At 65.1% G+C, this 14,142-nt stretch carries 13 protein-coding genes and 1 tRNA gene; 5 read left to right on the plus strand and 9 right to left on the minus strand.

The annotated features are described in order from the left end of the window. Positions 1-74: 74 nt before the first annotated feature. Positions 75-1,196, plus strand: coding sequence for a Rieske 2Fe-2S domain-containing protein (locus ACT6QK_RS01775; RefSeq protein ID WP_444596111.1), 1,122 nt, complete (start codon positions 75-77; stop codon positions 1,194-1,196). Positions 1,197-1,466: 270 nt separating this feature from the next. Here the strand turns inward: ACT6QK_RS01775 and ACT6QK_RS01780 are convergent, their stop codons facing one another. Both ACT6QK_RS01780 and ACT6QK_RS01785 read right to left on the minus strand, forming a co-directional pair. After that, complete coding sequence (locus tag ACT6QK_RS01780; RefSeq protein ID WP_444596112.1) at positions 1,467-2,102, minus strand: TetR/AcrR family transcriptional regulator; 636 nt, start codon at positions 2,100-2,102, stop codon at positions 1,467-1,469. Between the two features lie 230 nt (positions 2,103-2,332). Beyond that, positions 2,333-4,174 (minus strand): cation:proton antiporter domain-containing protein, encoded by a 1,842-nt coding sequence (locus tag ACT6QK_RS01785; RefSeq protein WP_444596113.1) that lies wholly within the window; start codon positions 4,172-4,174, stop codon positions 2,333-2,335. A 172-nt stretch (positions 4,175-4,346) separates the two neighbouring features. Here ACT6QK_RS01785 and ACT6QK_RS01790 point away from each other — a divergent pair, with 172 nt between their 5' ends. Continuing rightward, complete coding sequence (locus ACT6QK_RS01790) at positions 4,347-6,494, plus strand: M13 family metallopeptidase (RefSeq protein ID WP_444596114.1); 2,148 nt, start codon at positions 4,347-4,349, stop codon at positions 6,492-6,494. Positions 6,495-7,162: 668 nt separating this feature from the next. Here the strand turns inward: ACT6QK_RS01790 and hisS are convergent. From hisS to ACT6QK_RS01810, 4 genes are all read right to left on the minus strand, one after another. Continuing rightward, positions 7,163-8,674 (minus strand): histidine--tRNA ligase, encoded by a 1,512-nt coding sequence (gene hisS, locus ACT6QK_RS01795; protein ID WP_444596115.1) that lies wholly within the window; start codon positions 8,672-8,674, stop codon positions 7,163-7,165. Positions 8,675-8,723: 49 nt separating this feature from the next. After that, on the minus strand, positions 8,724-9,293 hold the full coding sequence (locus ACT6QK_RS01800) for a phthalate transporter (RefSeq protein ID WP_444596116.1): 570 nt from the start codon (positions 9,291-9,293) through the stop codon (positions 8,724-8,726). Positions 9,294-9,297: 4 nt separating this feature from the next. Continuing rightward, positions 9,298-10,176, minus strand: a complete 879-nt coding sequence (locus ACT6QK_RS01805) for a 3-hydroxybutyryl-CoA dehydrogenase (RefSeq protein WP_444596117.1) — start codon at positions 10,174-10,176, stop codon at positions 9,298-9,300. 147 nt (positions 10,177-10,323) lie between these two features. Beyond that, entirely contained in the window at positions 10,324-10,650 is a 327-nt protein-coding gene (locus ACT6QK_RS01810; RefSeq protein ID WP_444596118.1) for a YggT family protein, read from the minus strand. A gap of 193 nt (positions 10,651-10,843) precedes the next feature. On the opposite strand from ACT6QK_RS01810, the gene ACT6QK_RS01815 reads away from it, so the two are divergent. Both ACT6QK_RS01815 and ACT6QK_RS01820 read left to right on the plus strand, forming a co-directional pair. Next, positions 10,844-10,919: transfer RNA gene (locus ACT6QK_RS01815), tRNA-Ala, on the plus strand. 96 nt (positions 10,920-11,015) lie between these two features. Continuing rightward, on the plus strand, positions 11,016-12,395 hold the full coding sequence (locus tag ACT6QK_RS01820; RefSeq protein ID WP_444596119.1) for a DUF6538 domain-containing protein: 1,380 nt from the start codon (positions 11,016-11,018) through the stop codon (positions 12,393-12,395). A 9-nt stretch (positions 12,396-12,404) separates the two neighbouring features. Here ACT6QK_RS01820 and ACT6QK_RS01825 read toward each other — a convergent pair whose 3' ends face one another. Together ACT6QK_RS01825 and ACT6QK_RS01830 are read right to left on the minus strand one after the other, a co-directional pair. After that, positions 12,405-12,599, minus strand: coding sequence for a hypothetical protein (locus ACT6QK_RS01825; RefSeq protein ID WP_444596120.1), 195 nt, complete (start codon positions 12,597-12,599; stop codon positions 12,405-12,407). Between the two features lie 143 nt (positions 12,600-12,742). Next, the gene (locus ACT6QK_RS01830) at positions 12,743-13,270 is read right to left on the minus strand and encodes a hypothetical protein (protein ID WP_444596121.1); all 528 of its coding nucleotides are present in this window, start codon (positions 13,268-13,270) and stop codon (positions 12,743-12,745) included. Positions 13,271-13,349: 79 nt separating this feature from the next. Between ACT6QK_RS01830 and ACT6QK_RS01835 the strand changes: the two genes are divergently transcribed. Then, on the plus strand, positions 13,350-13,589 hold the full coding sequence (locus ACT6QK_RS01835; RefSeq protein ID WP_444596122.1) for a helix-turn-helix domain-containing protein: 240 nt from the start codon (positions 13,350-13,352) through the stop codon (positions 13,587-13,589). A 43-nt stretch (positions 13,590-13,632) separates the two neighbouring features. On the opposite strand, the gene ACT6QK_RS01840 is transcribed toward ACT6QK_RS01835, so the two are convergent. Further along, positions 13,633-14,142 (minus strand): hypothetical protein, encoded by a 510-nt coding sequence (locus ACT6QK_RS01840; RefSeq protein WP_444596123.1) that lies wholly within the window; start codon positions 14,140-14,142, stop codon positions 13,633-13,635.

Raw genomic sequence — 14,142 nt, forward strand, 5'->3', positions numbered from 1 at the left:
GCAATGTAAAGCACTCTATTGGCCATCTGTCGCGCCCTCGCGACAGCGGCGGCGTCTCTTGATAGACAGACGCCATGAAAGCCGCCGAAGACGCCGCCGTCCAGCCCTCTCCCGCCCCGGCCAAGGCGCCCCCGGCGCCCTTCGGCAAGGGCTTCGTCCGCGACGCCTGGTATTTCGTCGCCCTGGCCCGCGACGTCGCTCCGGGGTCGCTGGAACGCTACGAACTGATGGGCGAGCCCGTCCTGATCGGCCGGACGAAGGGGGGGCAGGTCTTCGCCATGCGCGACATCTGTCCGCACCGCGCCGCGCCCCTGTCGGCCGGGCGGCTGGTCAACAAGCCGGGCGAGGGCGAGACGGTGGAATGCTGCTACCACGGCTGGCGCTTCCGCCCCGACGGGGTCTGCGCCGCCATTCCCTCCCTGGTCGAGGATCAGGCGATCGACGCCAGCCGCATCCGGGTCCGGCCCTATCCGGTCGCCGAGAGCCAGGGGATGGTCTTCGTCTGGATGCGGGCCGACCCGCGCTCTGACGCCGAGCCGGACCATGCGCCGCCGGTCTTCCCCGGCGTCGTCGGCGGCGATGCCCGGCTGGTCGAATCCATGGTCTTCGACAGCCATATCGACCACGCCGTCGTCGGCCTGATGGACCCCGCCCACGGCCCCTATGTGCACCAGCAATGGTGGTGGCGGTCCGAGCATTCGATGCACGAAAAGGCCAAGGCCTTCGCTCCCGTCGATTTCGGCTGGGCCATGGTGCGGCACAGTCCGTCGTCGAACAGCCGCGCCTACAGGATCCTCGGTGGGGCTCCGGCGACTGAGATCACCTTCCGCCTGCCCGGCTATCGCTGGGAGCATATCGAGGTGGGCCGGAAACAGGTCCTGGCCCTGACCTGCCTTACCCCTCTGACCGAAACCTCGACCCGGATCACCCAGATCTTCTGGTCCGACCACTGGGTGTTCGGCGTCGCCAAGCCCTTCCTCAGGGCCGGGGTGGTCGCCTTCCTGAAGCAGGACGGCGGGATGGTGAATCTGCAGAACGAGGGCCTGCGCTACGACCCGGCCCTGATCTGGATCGACGACGCCGACAGACAGGCCAAATGGTATCAGCAGCTCAAGCGCGAATGGATGAACAGCCGCGCCGAGGGCCGAGCCTTCGCCAATCCGATCCAGCCGACGACCCTGAGGTGGAAGAGCTGAACGCGGCCGATTCGGTCGCAGCCGCGACAGAGGGGTTAGGTTTCGGCGCCCTGGCGGACGGGTTCATTACAGCGAACACGACGGATTCCCAACGGGCACGGCGGAGGCCGGGGGCATGACCTCGTGGTGTTCGTCGTGACTTCGCCGTGGCCGTTGTGATGAACCTCCTTTGTCCCGCTGACCCCGACCGATGGACCGCCAATGAAAGAGGACGACGAAAAAGGGGCCCCCGTCGCCGGAGGCCCCTCATTGGGTTCGGTGTCGGACGCCCTACTTGCGCGTGACGGCGCCGGCCAGGATGACGTCGATCTGGCGCCCGGCGTGGTCGGCCAGCTGTTCGACGCTCCAGCCGTCATAGGCGGCGCGGCGATAGTTGGAGAGGTAGGTCTCCCAGACCATCTCGGTCAGCAGGACGACGTCGGCGTCCTGGGACAGCTCGCTCTTGGACACCCCGTCGCGCAGGATGGCGGAGATGACGTCGGTCAGACGACGGGTGGATTCGCGGGCGCGCTGCTCGGCCGCCAGGGGCTGGAACCAGGACCGGGCCACGATGGCCTGGAACAGGGGCAGGTGGTCGAGGGTGCCGTGATAGCCGGCGGCCAGGGCGGCGGTCAGGCGTTCACGCACCGAACCCTCGCCGGCGCCGCGCTTCAGCGTCTCGGCCAGCTGGCTCATGTCCTCGGTCAGGACGGTCTCGAACAGCTCGGCCTTGTCCTGGAAGTTGGCGAAGACGGCGCCGGTGGACATGCCCGCGCCCTTGGCGATGTCGCGGATGGTGGCGGGCTCATAGCCGCGCTCGGCGAACAGGTCGCGGGCGGCGTCGAGCACCTTCTGGCGGGTGCGCACCTTGGCGGCCTGACGACGGTTCATGCGCGGCTGTTCAAGGGTCGCTGCGATCTGGGTCATGGACAGGATTCTACTCGATCTGATCGGACGGAAGACCGCCGGGAGAAGGTTCATCGTCGTCGGAGGGCCGCGAGGGAGGAGCGGTCACAGGGACGGCGCCCGGGCCTGCCACGCGCGGGGCGGACGCCGGAGGCGCGCTGTTCATCACGCAAGAATGACGAAAATGGGTCGCAAAGATTAATCCGACCGACTGGTCGGCGATTCGGAACGACGCCGTTCGACGCCCCGGCTCAGGTTCCGACGGGCGGGCTGCGCCTCTCGGAGCCGCGCAGCGCGCGTGTCGGGCGATGCCGCCGATCTTCGGGCACCGCAGCCTGGAACATGGCGCGGAAGACGTCGCGCTTCTCGTGGATCGAGGCCAGGACCAGACCCATGGGCACGCCCAGATCGACAAGGACGTTCTCGGCCAGTTGCAGACTGGCCTCGGTCGTCTCGGGCACGGCGTCGGTGGCGCCCAGGGCATAAAGACGCGCGGCATGGCGGTCGTCGCGGGCGCGGGCGATGACCGGCATGTCCTGACGCAGGCTGCGGGCGGCGACGACCACCTCGTCCACCTTGGTCGGGGCGTCCATGGTCACGACCAGGGCGCGGGCGTGTTCGAGGCCGCAAAGCCGGAGCATCTCCACCCGCCCGGCGTCGCCGTAATAGGTGTCGAGCCCGTCCTTGCGCGCAGCGGCGACGGCGGCGGCGTCGGTGTCTAGGGCGATGAAGGCGACGCCGTGTTGGGTCAGCATCTCGCCGATCAGCCGCCCGACCCGGCCGAAGCCGACGATGATGACCGCGTCCTCATGGGCGACGGGCGCGGGCAGGTCGGGGGCGGCGCTCGGCGTCCGGTTCGACGGTTTGGAAATCTTGCGCCCCAGCCAGGCCATCAGGGGCACGGTGAACATGCTGAGGGTGGCCGACAGCAATATGCCCTGGGTGAAGCCGGGGGCCGCAACCCCCTCGACCATGCCGGTGGTCAGGACCACGAAGGCGAACTCGCCCGCCGGGCCCAGCACCAGGGCGGTCTCGATGGCCGTGCGGGCGCTGAGGCCCCAGAGGCGCGCCAGGCCGAAGATGACTGCAGCCTTCACCGCCGTGATCAGCAGGGCGACGCCCACGACCTCCAGAGGATGGGCGGCGACCGCATCGAGGTCCAGGCCGATGCCGACGCCGACGAAGAAGACCCCGAGCAACAGCCCCTTGAAGGGTTCGATGTTCAGTTCGACCTCGCGGCGGAACTCGGTTTCGGCGATCAGCAGGCCGGCGATCAGGGCGCCGATGCTCATCGACAGGCCGGCCGCCTGGGCGGCGAGGCCCGCGCCCACGACCAGCAGGAGGCAGAGGGCGACGAACAGTTCCTGGCCCCCGCCGCTGCGTTTCTGGCTCTTGGCCACGGACCGGAAGAGCGGGCGCATCACCCGGCGGCCCAAGAGGACGATCAGGGCCAGGCCGATGGCGGCGGGGGCCAGGGTGAACAGGGCCCGCCCCAGAACCTGCGGCTCCAGCAACCCGCCCGGATGGGCCGCCCCGGCCAGAACCGAGACGGTGATCAGGATGGGGGCGACGGCCAGATCCTGGGCCAGAAGGACCGAGAAGGTCGATCGGCCGACCGCGCCGCGCAGCCGCCCCTGCTCCGCCATGACCGGCATGACGACGGCGGTCGAGGACAGGGCCAGCCCCATGCCCAGAACCGCGGCGCCGGCCAGGGACTGGCCCATGAGCATGAACAGGGCCCCGAGCACCACCGTGCAGACCACGACCTGGGACAGGCCGAAGCCGAACACCAGTCGCCGCATGGACTTGAGCCGTTCCCACGACAGCTCCAGCCCGATCATGAACAGCAGGAAGGCGACGCCGAGTTCGGACAGCTGGGCGATCTGGGTCCGGTCGCCGATGGTGAACCAGCCGAGCCAGGGCGCGACCCCGGCCAGCCGGTTCAGTCCGTCAGGCCCCAGCAGGACGCCGGCGGCGAGAAAGCCCAGCACCGGACTGATGCGGAAGCGGCTGAGCAGGGGCACGACCACCCCGGCCGCCGCCAGAAAGACCACCAGGTCCTTGAACTCGCCCGCCCCGTGTCCGCCCGCCATCCAGTCCTCGCTTCGCCTGCGGCATTGTGGCCTGTTCAGGGGGCGACTGACGAGGCCGATCAGCCGAACATGACAATTTATTTAGGCGACACCGCCCGTGTCAGGCGTAGGGTCCGCGCCGTCATGACCCGCGGCGTCTGTGCGCGGGCCGCATTGCCTCGGGATTCCCTGCATGAAGAAGCTGCTTATCGGTGTCGCCTTCGGCGCCCTGCTCTTGCCCGCCGCCGCCCTGGCCCACGACCACGGCCTGGACCTGTTCGGCGTCAACGCCGACGACCACGCCTGCCTCGACGAGACCTGCACGACGGTCGAACTGTTCCAGGCCACGGAGCCCGGCGGCTCCGCCTATCAGGGCCTGGAGGCGCCGAAGCTGGGAAGCTGGGGCGTGGACCTGGCGGGGGGCGATCCGTCGGTGAAGCCCGGCGACGACTTCAACCGTTACGCCAACGGCCGAGCCATCGACGCCATGGTCATTCCGTCGGACCGCACGTCCTGGGGTTCGTTCGCCATGCTGCGCCAGCTGTCGGACAACCGGATGAAGGCCCTGGTCACGGGTCTGGCGGCGCGCACCGATCTGGTCGCCGGGTCGGACGAGCAGAAGATCGCCGACGCCTATCGCGCCTATATGGATCAGGCCCGCGTCGACCAGCTGGACGCCCAGCCGCTGCAGCCCTATCTGGCCGCGATCCGGGCCGCCGACAGCCACGAGAAGATGGCCGCCTACATGGGCCAGACCCAGGGCCGTCTGGGCTCGTCCTTCTTCGGCACCGGCATCACCATCGACCAGAAGTCGCCGAACCGGTACGCCGTCTCGGCCGGTCAGGGCGGCATCGGCCTGCCGAACCGCGACTACTATCTGGACGCCCGCTACGCGGACAAAAAGGAGAAGTACCAGGCCTATATCGCCCGCATGCTGGGCATGATCGGCTGGGACGACCCGGAGGGCAACGCCGCCGCCATCGTGGCGCTGGAGACGAAGATCGCCGAGGCCCACTGGACCCCGATCGAGAACCGCAACCGCGACCGCACCTATAACGAATACACCATCGCCCGTCTGGTCGCCGACGCGCCGGGCTTCGACTGGCAGGCCTATTTCGACGCCGCCAAACTGGGCTCGATCCCGCGCCTGATCGTGCGCCAGGACACGGCCATGCCCAAGATCGCGGCCATCTACGCCGAAACGCCGGTGGCCCTGCTGCAGGCCTGGCAGGCCTTCCACACGACCGACGACGCGGCGGCCCTGCTGTCGCAGCGGTTCTCGGACGCCCAGTGGGAGTTCAAGTCGCGTGACCTGTCCGGCCAGCCCGAGCAACGCACCCGCGAGAAACGCGCCATCTCCTTCGCCGAAGGGGCGCTGGGCGAGGCGGCCGGCCGGCTCTATGTCGCCCAGTACTTCCCGGCCGAATCCAAGGCCAAGATGGAGGAACTGGTCGCCAACCTGCGCACGGCCCTGTCGCACCGCATCGACAACCTGAGCTGGATGGGCGCCGAGACCAAGGCGGCGGCCCAGGAGAAGCTGCGCAAGTTCACCGTCAAGATCGGCTATCCGGAGAAGTGGCGCGACTATTCGGGTCTGCAGATCCGCGCCGACGACCTGTTCGGCAATGGCCAGCGGATGGGCGAGTTCATGTGGAACTACCAGCTCAACCGCCTGAACGAACCGGTGGACAAGGCGGAGTGGGGCATGACGCCCCAGACGGTCAACGCCTACTATAACTCGGCCAATAACGAGATCGTCTTCCCGGCCGCCATCCTGCAACCGCCCTTCTTCGACCCGACGGCGGATCCGGCCGTCAACTACGGCGGCATCGGCGGAGTGATCGGGCACGAGATCGGCCACGGCTTCGACGACCAGGGCTCCAAGTCCGACGGCGACGGCGTGCTGCGCAACTGGTGGACGGCCGAGGACAAGGCCAATTTCGAGGCCCTGACCAAGCGTCTGGGCGCGCAATACGACGCCTATGAGCCCCTGCCGGGCTTCCACGTCCAGGGCGGCCTGACCATGGGCGAGAACATCGGCGACGCCTCGGGCGTGGCCGTGGGACTGGAAGCCTATCACCTGTCGCTGAACGGCCAGCCCGCGCCGGTGCTCGACGGTCTGACCGGCGACCAGCGCTTCTTCCTCGGCTGGGCCCAGGTGTGGCGCACCAAGATGCGCGACGAGGCCCTGAAGCAGCAGGTCGCCACCGACCCGCACAGCCCGGCCATGTTCCGCGTCATCGGCCCGCTGCGCAACGTCGACGCCTGGTACGACGCCTATGGCGTCAAGGAAGGCGACCACTACTACCTGCCGTCGGACCAGCGCGTCCGCATCTGGTAGGGACGGGCCCCCGCTGAATGAAGGAAGGCCGGTGGAGCGATCCACCGGCCTTTCTTGTGTTCACCAAAGGCGTGAGGCGCTCATGCGAATGGAAAGGCTGACATCGCCACTTTGGGCTATGGGTGGAAAGCAGAACTCAGCCGTGCACAATGGCTGAATGACCCGTTCAGCCCGAAATCGTAGCGGTATGCCGTCCGAGGCAAGTCTCTCCGGATTGTCGGACGCTGAGCTTGAGAAGGAAGCGGCGCGCGTAACGAGCAGATTAGCGACGCCCCTGTCACCGCTTCTCTCAAAGCTGTTCCTGAAGAAGCGTCGCGCGGTTAAGTCCGAGCAGGCGCGACGCGCGAACTAAGGTCCGCAACGGGTCGAAAGCGGAATCCAGGTCGGGCGCGCACGCCACACTCTGTTTCATCTTGCCACGCGAAGGGCGGGCCGACTGTCGAAGAATTAAAAAAGCCCGCTGCGGGGGATACATCGCAGCGGGCTTCTTTTTGCTCTCTAAGGAGCGGACGTTTCCTCCCCGAAACGCCTCCGTCGGGCGGCTGCGCCTCAGCGCCGCGCCGTTCGAGTGAGTTCAGATGCGCCCTTTGACGGGTTTGCGTCAACCGAGACCCTCATCAATTCAGCCGGTTTTCTGACTGAACGTCGATAAGTCACGTGTCTGTCATCTATTTTATCGAAGAAGCTTCGATAATGCCTCTGACAACCTTGACCAGGTCGCCGCGCGTCACGGTCTGCTGGCCGGGGCGGGCGGCCTTCCAGGCCTCGTTGTCGGCCAGACCGGCAGCGGCCTGACGCCCGGCGTCCAGATCCTTGATCGTGACCTGACCGGCCGCGATCTCGTTTCCGCCCAGCATGACGGCGGCGGGAGCGCCCCGCCGGTCGGCGTACTTCATCTGGGCCTTCATGCCCGCCCGACCCAGATAGACCTCGGCCCGGACGCCTGAGGCGCGCAACTCGGCGGCGGCGGCCATATAGGCGGGCATGTCGGCGTCGTCGAATGCGATGACCACCACCGGGCCGCGCGCGGCCTCCGCGCCGTCCAGACCGGCGGCGCGCAGGGCGGCGGCGAGGCGCGACACTCCGAACGAGGCGCCGGTGGCCGGCACGTCCTGTCCGGTGAAGCGGGCCACCAGTCCGTCATAGCGGCCGCCGCCGACGATCGAGCCGAAGCGGACCGGCCGCCCCTTGTCGTCGCGGGTGTCGGCCAGAAGCTCGGACTCGAACACCGCGCCGGTATAGTATTCCAGACCCCGCACCACGGCCGGATCGAAACGGGCCGCCGACCCCACGCCGAAGGCCGTCAGGGCCGCGTCGATCTTCTGAAGGTCGGCCAGACCCTCGGCCCCGGCGCGGGTGCCGCCCAGCACCGGATCGAGGGCGTTCAGCACGGCCGACCGCTCGGCCTCGGACGGCACCGACAGGAAGGCCAGAACCGCGTCGATCCCGGCGCGCGACAGGCCGGCGCCCTTGGTGAAGTCGCCGGACTCGTCCAGCCGGCCCTCGCCCAGCAGCAGGGTCACCCCCTCCAAGCCCAGCCGGTCCAGCTTGTCGATGGCGCGCAGCACCGTCAGGGTCTGGGCCGCGCCCGAGACGCCGGCCGCCTCCAGCACCCCGTTGACCAGTTTGCGGCTGGCGATCTTGACCACGGCCTGGCCGCCGAGGCCGAGGGCGTCGAGCCCCTCCAGCGCCATGGCCACGATCTCGGCGTCGGCCTCGGGCCGGTCCGAACCGACGGTGTCGGCGTCGCATTGCCAGAACTCGCGGAAGCGGCCGGGGCCCGGCTTCTCGTTCCTCCACACAGGCCCATAGGCGTAGCGGCGGAAGGGCTTGGGCAGGGTCTCCCAGTTCTGGGCGGCGTAGCGGGCCAGGGGCGCGGTCAGGTCGTAGCGCAGGGCCATCCACTGGTCGTCATCGTCCTGAAGCGCGAACACCCCTTCGTTCGGCCGGTCGGCGTCGGGCAGGAATTTGCCCAGGGCGTCGGCGTACTCAAACGCGCCCGTCTCCAGTGGTTCGAAGCCCCAGCGCTCATAGACGGGGGCCAGGGTCTGGACGATACGGCGCTCGGACAGGGCCTCGGGGCCGCGCCGGTCGGCGAAGCCGCGCGGAGCGCGGGCCTCGGGTCGGGCGTCGGCGGGGGTTTCGGCCAGGGAGGTGTCAGGCGTGGAGGCGTCGGTCATGCCGCGCCGCATAAGCCATGCGGGCCGTTGCGGCAACGACGGGGGGCGTCTAGCGGTGGTCGCCCATCAGGCCGAGACGGTCGTTGACAGCCTCGGGAGACTTCTGGAAGGCGATGAAGGCCACGCACAGCCCGGCCCAGAGGGCGTAGCTGACCCCCACGAGAATGGCGACCGGCAGCCCGCCGACGCCATAGATCAGCAGGGTCGTCTCCGTGGCGCCCAGACCCTGGAAAAAGCCCCCGGCCTCGAACCAGCCGAAGACGACCAGGATGAGGGCCAGCAGGATCTGCAGGCCCGCCGCCAGCAGGCCGCCATAGAGCATGAAGCGCCAGACCACGCCGAGACGGGTCGCGGGCCGACCCGACAGGTCGCGTTCCCGGCCCAGATACCAGAGGCCCAGGGGCGTCGCGATCAGGCCGATGAGCAGGACCAGAAGCCGCCAGTCGGTCTCGCCCCCCGGCAGCCAGTTCTTGGGCGGCCAGATCGCCAGGGTCAGGATCAGGGGCGGCCAGCAGACGGCGGCCAGACCGGCGAGCAGTTTGGCGGTCGGCTCGCGCCGCCACTGGACGCGGACCTGGCCGGGAATGTCTTCGAGGCGATCGAACCGGGGCAGCTTCACCGGCCTACCGCGTCGGTGTCGGCAAGGGGCCGGAATAGTCGTAGAAGCCGCGCCCGCTCTTGCGGCCCAGCCAGCCGGCCTCGACATATTTCACCAGCAGGGGGCAGGGGCGGTATTTGCTGTCGGCGAGACCGTCGTACAGTACGTTCATGATGGCCAGGACGACGTCCAGCCCCATGAAGTCGGCCAGCTCCAGCGGCCCCATCGGATGGTTGGCGCCCAGTTTCAACGCCTTGTCGATCGAGGCCACGTCGCCGACGCCCTCATAGAGCGTGAAGATGGCCTCGTTCATCATCGGCACGAGGATGCGGTTGACGATGAAGGCGGGGAAGTCCTCGGCGTTGGTCGTGGTCTTGCCCAAGCTCTCGGCGAAGGCCACGGCGGTCTCATAGGTCTCGGCCGAGGTGGCGATGCCGCGGATGATCTCGACCAGGCCCATGACCGGCGCCGGCTTCATGAAATGCAGGCCGATGAAGCGGTCCGGCCGGTCGGTCGTCGCCGCCAGCCGGGTGATGGAGATGGAGGAGGTGTTGGAGGCCACCAGGGTGTCGGCGCCCAGATGCGGGGTCAGGGCGGCATAGAGGGCCTTTTTGACGGCCTCGTCCTCGACGGCGACCTCGATGACCAGATCGGCCGACCCGGCCTCGGCCAGGGTCTGAACGGTGGCGATGCGGGCCAGGGCCGCGTCCGCCCCGGCCTGGGTCACGGTTCCCTTGCCGATCTGACGGGCCAGGTTCGCGCCGATCTCGCCCAGGGCGATCGGCAGGCGACCCGGCTCGATGTCGTACAGACGCACCTGATAGCCGCCGAGGGCCACGGCGTGGGCGATGCCGACGCCCATCTGGCCGGCGCCGATGATGGCGACTGTCGCGATCTTGGTCATGCGGTCGGCGTGGTCATGCGGTCGGTTTGCCGTGCGGCCTCGTTTACAGAGCGCCGCACCTTAGAAAGCTGTGGCGCAGGCGCAAGGCTGGAATCGGATCATCGGCCAAACTGTGGCTTCCGTGTCGGGCGCCGGCGACGGCCGTGCTCACATATAGGCGAAGCCGAGCGCCGCCTGGTGCGCAGCGGGCAACAGGATGCGCTGGATGCCCGAGATCAGGATCAGAACGATGATCGGCGTCACGTCGATGCCGCCCAGCGACGGGATGATCCGGCGGAACGGGGCCAGGATCGGCCCCGTGATCCGGTCCAGGGCGTCGGCCAGCCCGGCCACGAACCGGTTGCGGTAGTTGACGACGTCGAAGGCGAAGAGCCAGCTCAGGATCGCGCTGATGATGATGGCGAAGACCAGCAGCTGCAGGAGCGCGCCCGCGACGAAGAACAGGAAGTTGATGGCGGCGACGGCGAGGCCCAAGGCGAATGCTCCGGTTGATCCCCGGCTTCTAGAGAAAAACCTCGGCCATGGCGACAGGCGGCGCGCGCGACGATTGGTCCGCGCAAGCGCCTGAACCCTCGCCCTGTCCGCCGGAGGCCGTTGACAGCCCCGCCCCGCCCCGCCTATGTCCCGCGCTCGCCTGCATCCCGCACATCCGTGCGGGCCCGGAAACGGGGCCGTAGCTCAGTTGGTAGAGCGCGTCGTTCGCAATGACGAGGTCAGGGGTTCGACTCCCCTCGGCTCCACCATCCGATCATAAGCATATGATTTGATGGATAAGCAGGCGAAATCAATACCTTGGAGGCTGGTTGATGCGCGTGGATGCTACACATGCGGAGGAACCCATGCCAACCGGATTGCGACGTCGTGGTGCTCGATACTACGTCATACGGAGAGTGCCTCAGGACCTTGTGGAGAGCTACGGGCGACAGGCGATTACCAAGAGTCTCGGTACTGCCGACTACCCAGAAGCGAAGAAGCGTCTGGCGCTGGAATGGGTCCGATTTAACAGAGAGTTCGATGAAGCGAGGAGGGCTCTTGGTGTCGTGTCCGGCCAAGCAAATAAGCAGTCTGTCGAGCCGGTTGAAGAATCTCGCGGCCTGAATAAGCGTTCTGGGACTGTTGGCTTTGCCGGAATCATCAACCTGATGAAGGCAAGTCTTGAAGGTGTGACTAGTGCGACTGAGACGGGTTACGTAGCCACGCCATCTCGCGCAGATGAAGGTGCCGACACTTCCGCTGCCAAAGGCCTGACTTGGGATAGGCTGGTCCATAGATGGGCTGCCGAAAGGACCCCCGCCGCCAAGACCCGGAAAGCCCATGAATCGGTAGCGATGCAGTTTCTGGAGCTTGTGGGAAAGGAGCCAGGATCAATCACCCGATCCGACGTTATCCTCTTTAAAGACAAGCTTGTTGAGAAGGGTATTTCAGCGGCCAACCTGAAAACCAAGCTCTCTCGCCTTAAGACGCTGATCAACTATGGGCACGAGAACCGCCTGATCACTGAGAAGGCTGCCGATGGGGTAAAGGCTCCAAAGTCGAAGGTGAAGGCTAGGGTGCCCTTCGATGACTCCGCCCTTCAGCGCCTGTTTAATGGCCCGGTCCACAAAGACGGGAAGCGTCCGCTACAGGGGCGTGGTGAAGCCGCCTTTTGGCTGCCCTTGATCGCTCTGTTCTCAGGTGCCCGTCTTGAGGAGATCGCAGGGTTGCGGGTGAACGACCTAATTGAGCTTGGATATGACGCAGAGGACGGAACGGCACAGACGGCTTGGTTCTTCCAATTTGCTCCCGATCTTGATGCAAATAGAACGCTTAAAAACGACGACAGTGAACGCACGACCCCAGTGCACCCTGAGTTGGTGCGGCTGGGGCTTCTCAGGTATGCCGACACTGTTCGAGCTAGCGGCGAGACCCAACTCTTTCCCCGCCTGACCGCCCATCAATCGGGCAAGCGAGCGCACAAATGGGGACAATGGTTCAGTGGCTATCTGAGGGCCGATTGTGGCGTGACGGATCAACGCAAGGTCTATCACTCGTTCCGGCACACCTTGAAGGATGCTGGCCGGGAATCTGGCGTCTCAGAGGAACTTCAGCGGGCCATCATGGGGCACTCGCCGAAGGGTGTTGCGGGAAGCTACGGTCTGGGCTTCAGCCGACGTCGAATTGTTGAGGGTATGAACAGCATTCGAATCCCGGGCCTGCCGACTATCGAGCCGCCAGCTTGAATGGTTAGCTCACCATCGATCCTGTACCCGCAAGCCCAAACGACGAAGCTGATCACCCGCAGCAATCTTTTGGATGAAGCCCGGCTCTATGGCCTCAACTTCCCGGATCAAGGCCCCAACGCCTGCCTTCCAATCCGAACCTTCACTCATCAGGGATCGAGCTAGCTCACGCAGCTTGGCAGTATGTGGGTCTGTCAGTTCCATGTCTCTCTCCTGCTTCAATCGACCCAAGCAGGAAGCTAGAAGCGGAAGAACAAAATAGGAACATGGATTCGGTGGTGGTCCGAAATGGGCTGTGGAAGTTCGCCAATGCAATGATTGCAACGGTGGTCACCCCACCAAGAGCGCTACCTCACGCAGACCTGATTCCAAGCTGTAGCGAAGTCCGGCACCTGTTCCTCAAGATAGGTGTGTTCGTCGGTGCCAGCCGAGATGAAGCGCTGATACCCGGCATAGCCCCCAGCACGGTTCTTGGAATTCACCTCTCCGCAAACGGCTTTGGTGCCACCAGCCTGAACCACAACGGTCACGTCCCTGAAGCGGGCAGACCGATCATCAACGAGCTTCCGCTGGACTGCCGACTTGGCACCCGCGATGACGGCCGTGTCAGAGTAGCCCTCATTTCCCTTCCTAGCGTCATCCACCGCTTTTCCCCTCGCGTCGGCAGCGGCGATACGTTCGTCAGTACTAGCGTCTTCAGCAACCTGCGCAGGCGTTCGAACGGCCTTTGCGAGCGGGACGCCAATCACAAGGGAGAGGATGCAGACCACCAGCCCTATCCCCCGGTTGTTGCCGAAGAACGGGAGTCTGAGCCCAGAGCCGATTAAGCCCGTCAAAAACCCGATAGTCGCAACGGTCATGATGAAACCGTACATGTGAACCCCTCCAAATAACCCATACTGGGATATCCGAAATCGGGTTTTAGGCAAAGCGTCGTTCACACGGACGGCGCATATGACGAAGTCGCTACACACCGAACGCTACGCCGAGCTTTTGGATGTTCTGAAGCGCGTCCGAGTGGATGCGGGATTAACGCAGGCTGAGTTGGCGGCCCGCCTTAACAAGCCCCAATCCTACATTTCAAAATTAGAGCGCGGAGAGAGAAGGATCGACGTGATTGAATTTATCGATTTGATAAGTGCGGTCGACGAGGATTCAAAGTTAATATTTAGCCGTATTGTCGGTAGTAAGTAGAGCGGAATGCATCTTATAAGTTATCAACAAATTGATGTAATTACTAGCTGCCAGTCTTCACCTTTTTCCATACAGACCTAAATAATGTCTGACCTTTTAGGACTAAGGCATCGATCCTCTGGTCAACATCCGGTGATCCGATATTTTCCAAAATTAGGTCTATATCTTTTATAATTTCATTCTGGTCTTCTTTATCGGGATTTAGTCGCAGTTGGATGCGCGTGTGCAAGAATCTGAGACGTTTAACAACGTCAGATTTATCTTTCTGATACGACGCGCTAGTCACCGAAATGCCTCTAAGGGCCTGAAGTTCAGATACGAATTCAGAGATATCATCCCTGACTGCATCCAACCATTTCTGCCTGTTAGCCGATATTACGGATGCGACTATTTGATCACTTGCTAGTTTCTGGGCAGATTTTATCTGTTTGTTCGCCGATTCAATTACAGCGGAAACATTTTTTCTTGCCACAAGGTATGCAGCAATGGGGCTGGCGATGGCGCCAACTGCTAAGGCTGTATGAAACCAGACTGGGATCGTGCCGTCAGCCAT

It is taken from the genome of Brevundimonas sp. (assembly GCF_052436175.1).
Taxonomy (GTDB): domain Bacteria; phylum Pseudomonadota; class Alphaproteobacteria; order Caulobacterales; family Caulobacteraceae; genus Brevundimonas.

Excerpts from the sequence above, each read along its gene's own strand:
- ACT6QK_RS01835 (WP_444596122.1), top strand. The coding sequence starts at position 13,350 with ATGACGAAGTCGCTACACACCGAACGCTACGCCGAGCTTTTGGATGTT.
- ACT6QK_RS01830 (WP_444596121.1), bottom strand. The coding sequence starts at position 13,270 with ATGTACGGTTTCATCATGACCGTTGCGACTATCGGGTTTTTGACGGGC.
- hisS (WP_444596115.1), bottom strand. The coding sequence starts at position 8,674 with ATGACCGACGCCTCCACGCCTGACACCTCCCTGGCCGAAACCCCCGCC.
- ACT6QK_RS01825 (WP_444596120.1), bottom strand. The coding sequence starts at position 12,599 with ATGGAACTGACAGACCCACATACTGCCAAGCTGCGTGAGCTAGCTCGA.
- ACT6QK_RS01780 (WP_444596112.1), bottom strand. The coding sequence starts at position 2,102 with ATGACCCAGATCGCAGCGACCCTTGAACAGCCGCGCATGAACCGTCGT.
- ACT6QK_RS01820 (WP_444596119.1), top strand. The coding sequence starts at position 11,016 with ATGCCAACCGGATTGCGACGTCGTGGTGCTCGATACTACGTCATACGG.
- ACT6QK_RS01805 (WP_444596117.1), bottom strand. The coding sequence starts at position 10,176 with ATGACCAAGATCGCGACAGTCGCCATCATCGGCGCCGGCCAGATGGGC.
- ACT6QK_RS01775 (WP_444596111.1), top strand. The coding sequence starts at position 75 with ATGAAAGCCGCCGAAGACGCCGCCGTCCAGCCCTCTCCCGCCCCGGCC.
- ACT6QK_RS01840 (WP_444596123.1), bottom strand. The coding sequence starts at position 14,142 with ATGGCTGACGGCACGATCCCAGTCTGGTTTCATACAGCCTTAGCAGTT.
- ACT6QK_RS01785 (WP_444596113.1), bottom strand. The coding sequence starts at position 4,174 with ATGGCGGGCGGACACGGGGCGGGCGAGTTCAAGGACCTGGTGGTCTTT.
- ACT6QK_RS01790 (WP_444596114.1), top strand. The coding sequence starts at position 4,347 with ATGAAGAAGCTGCTTATCGGTGTCGCCTTCGGCGCCCTGCTCTTGCCC.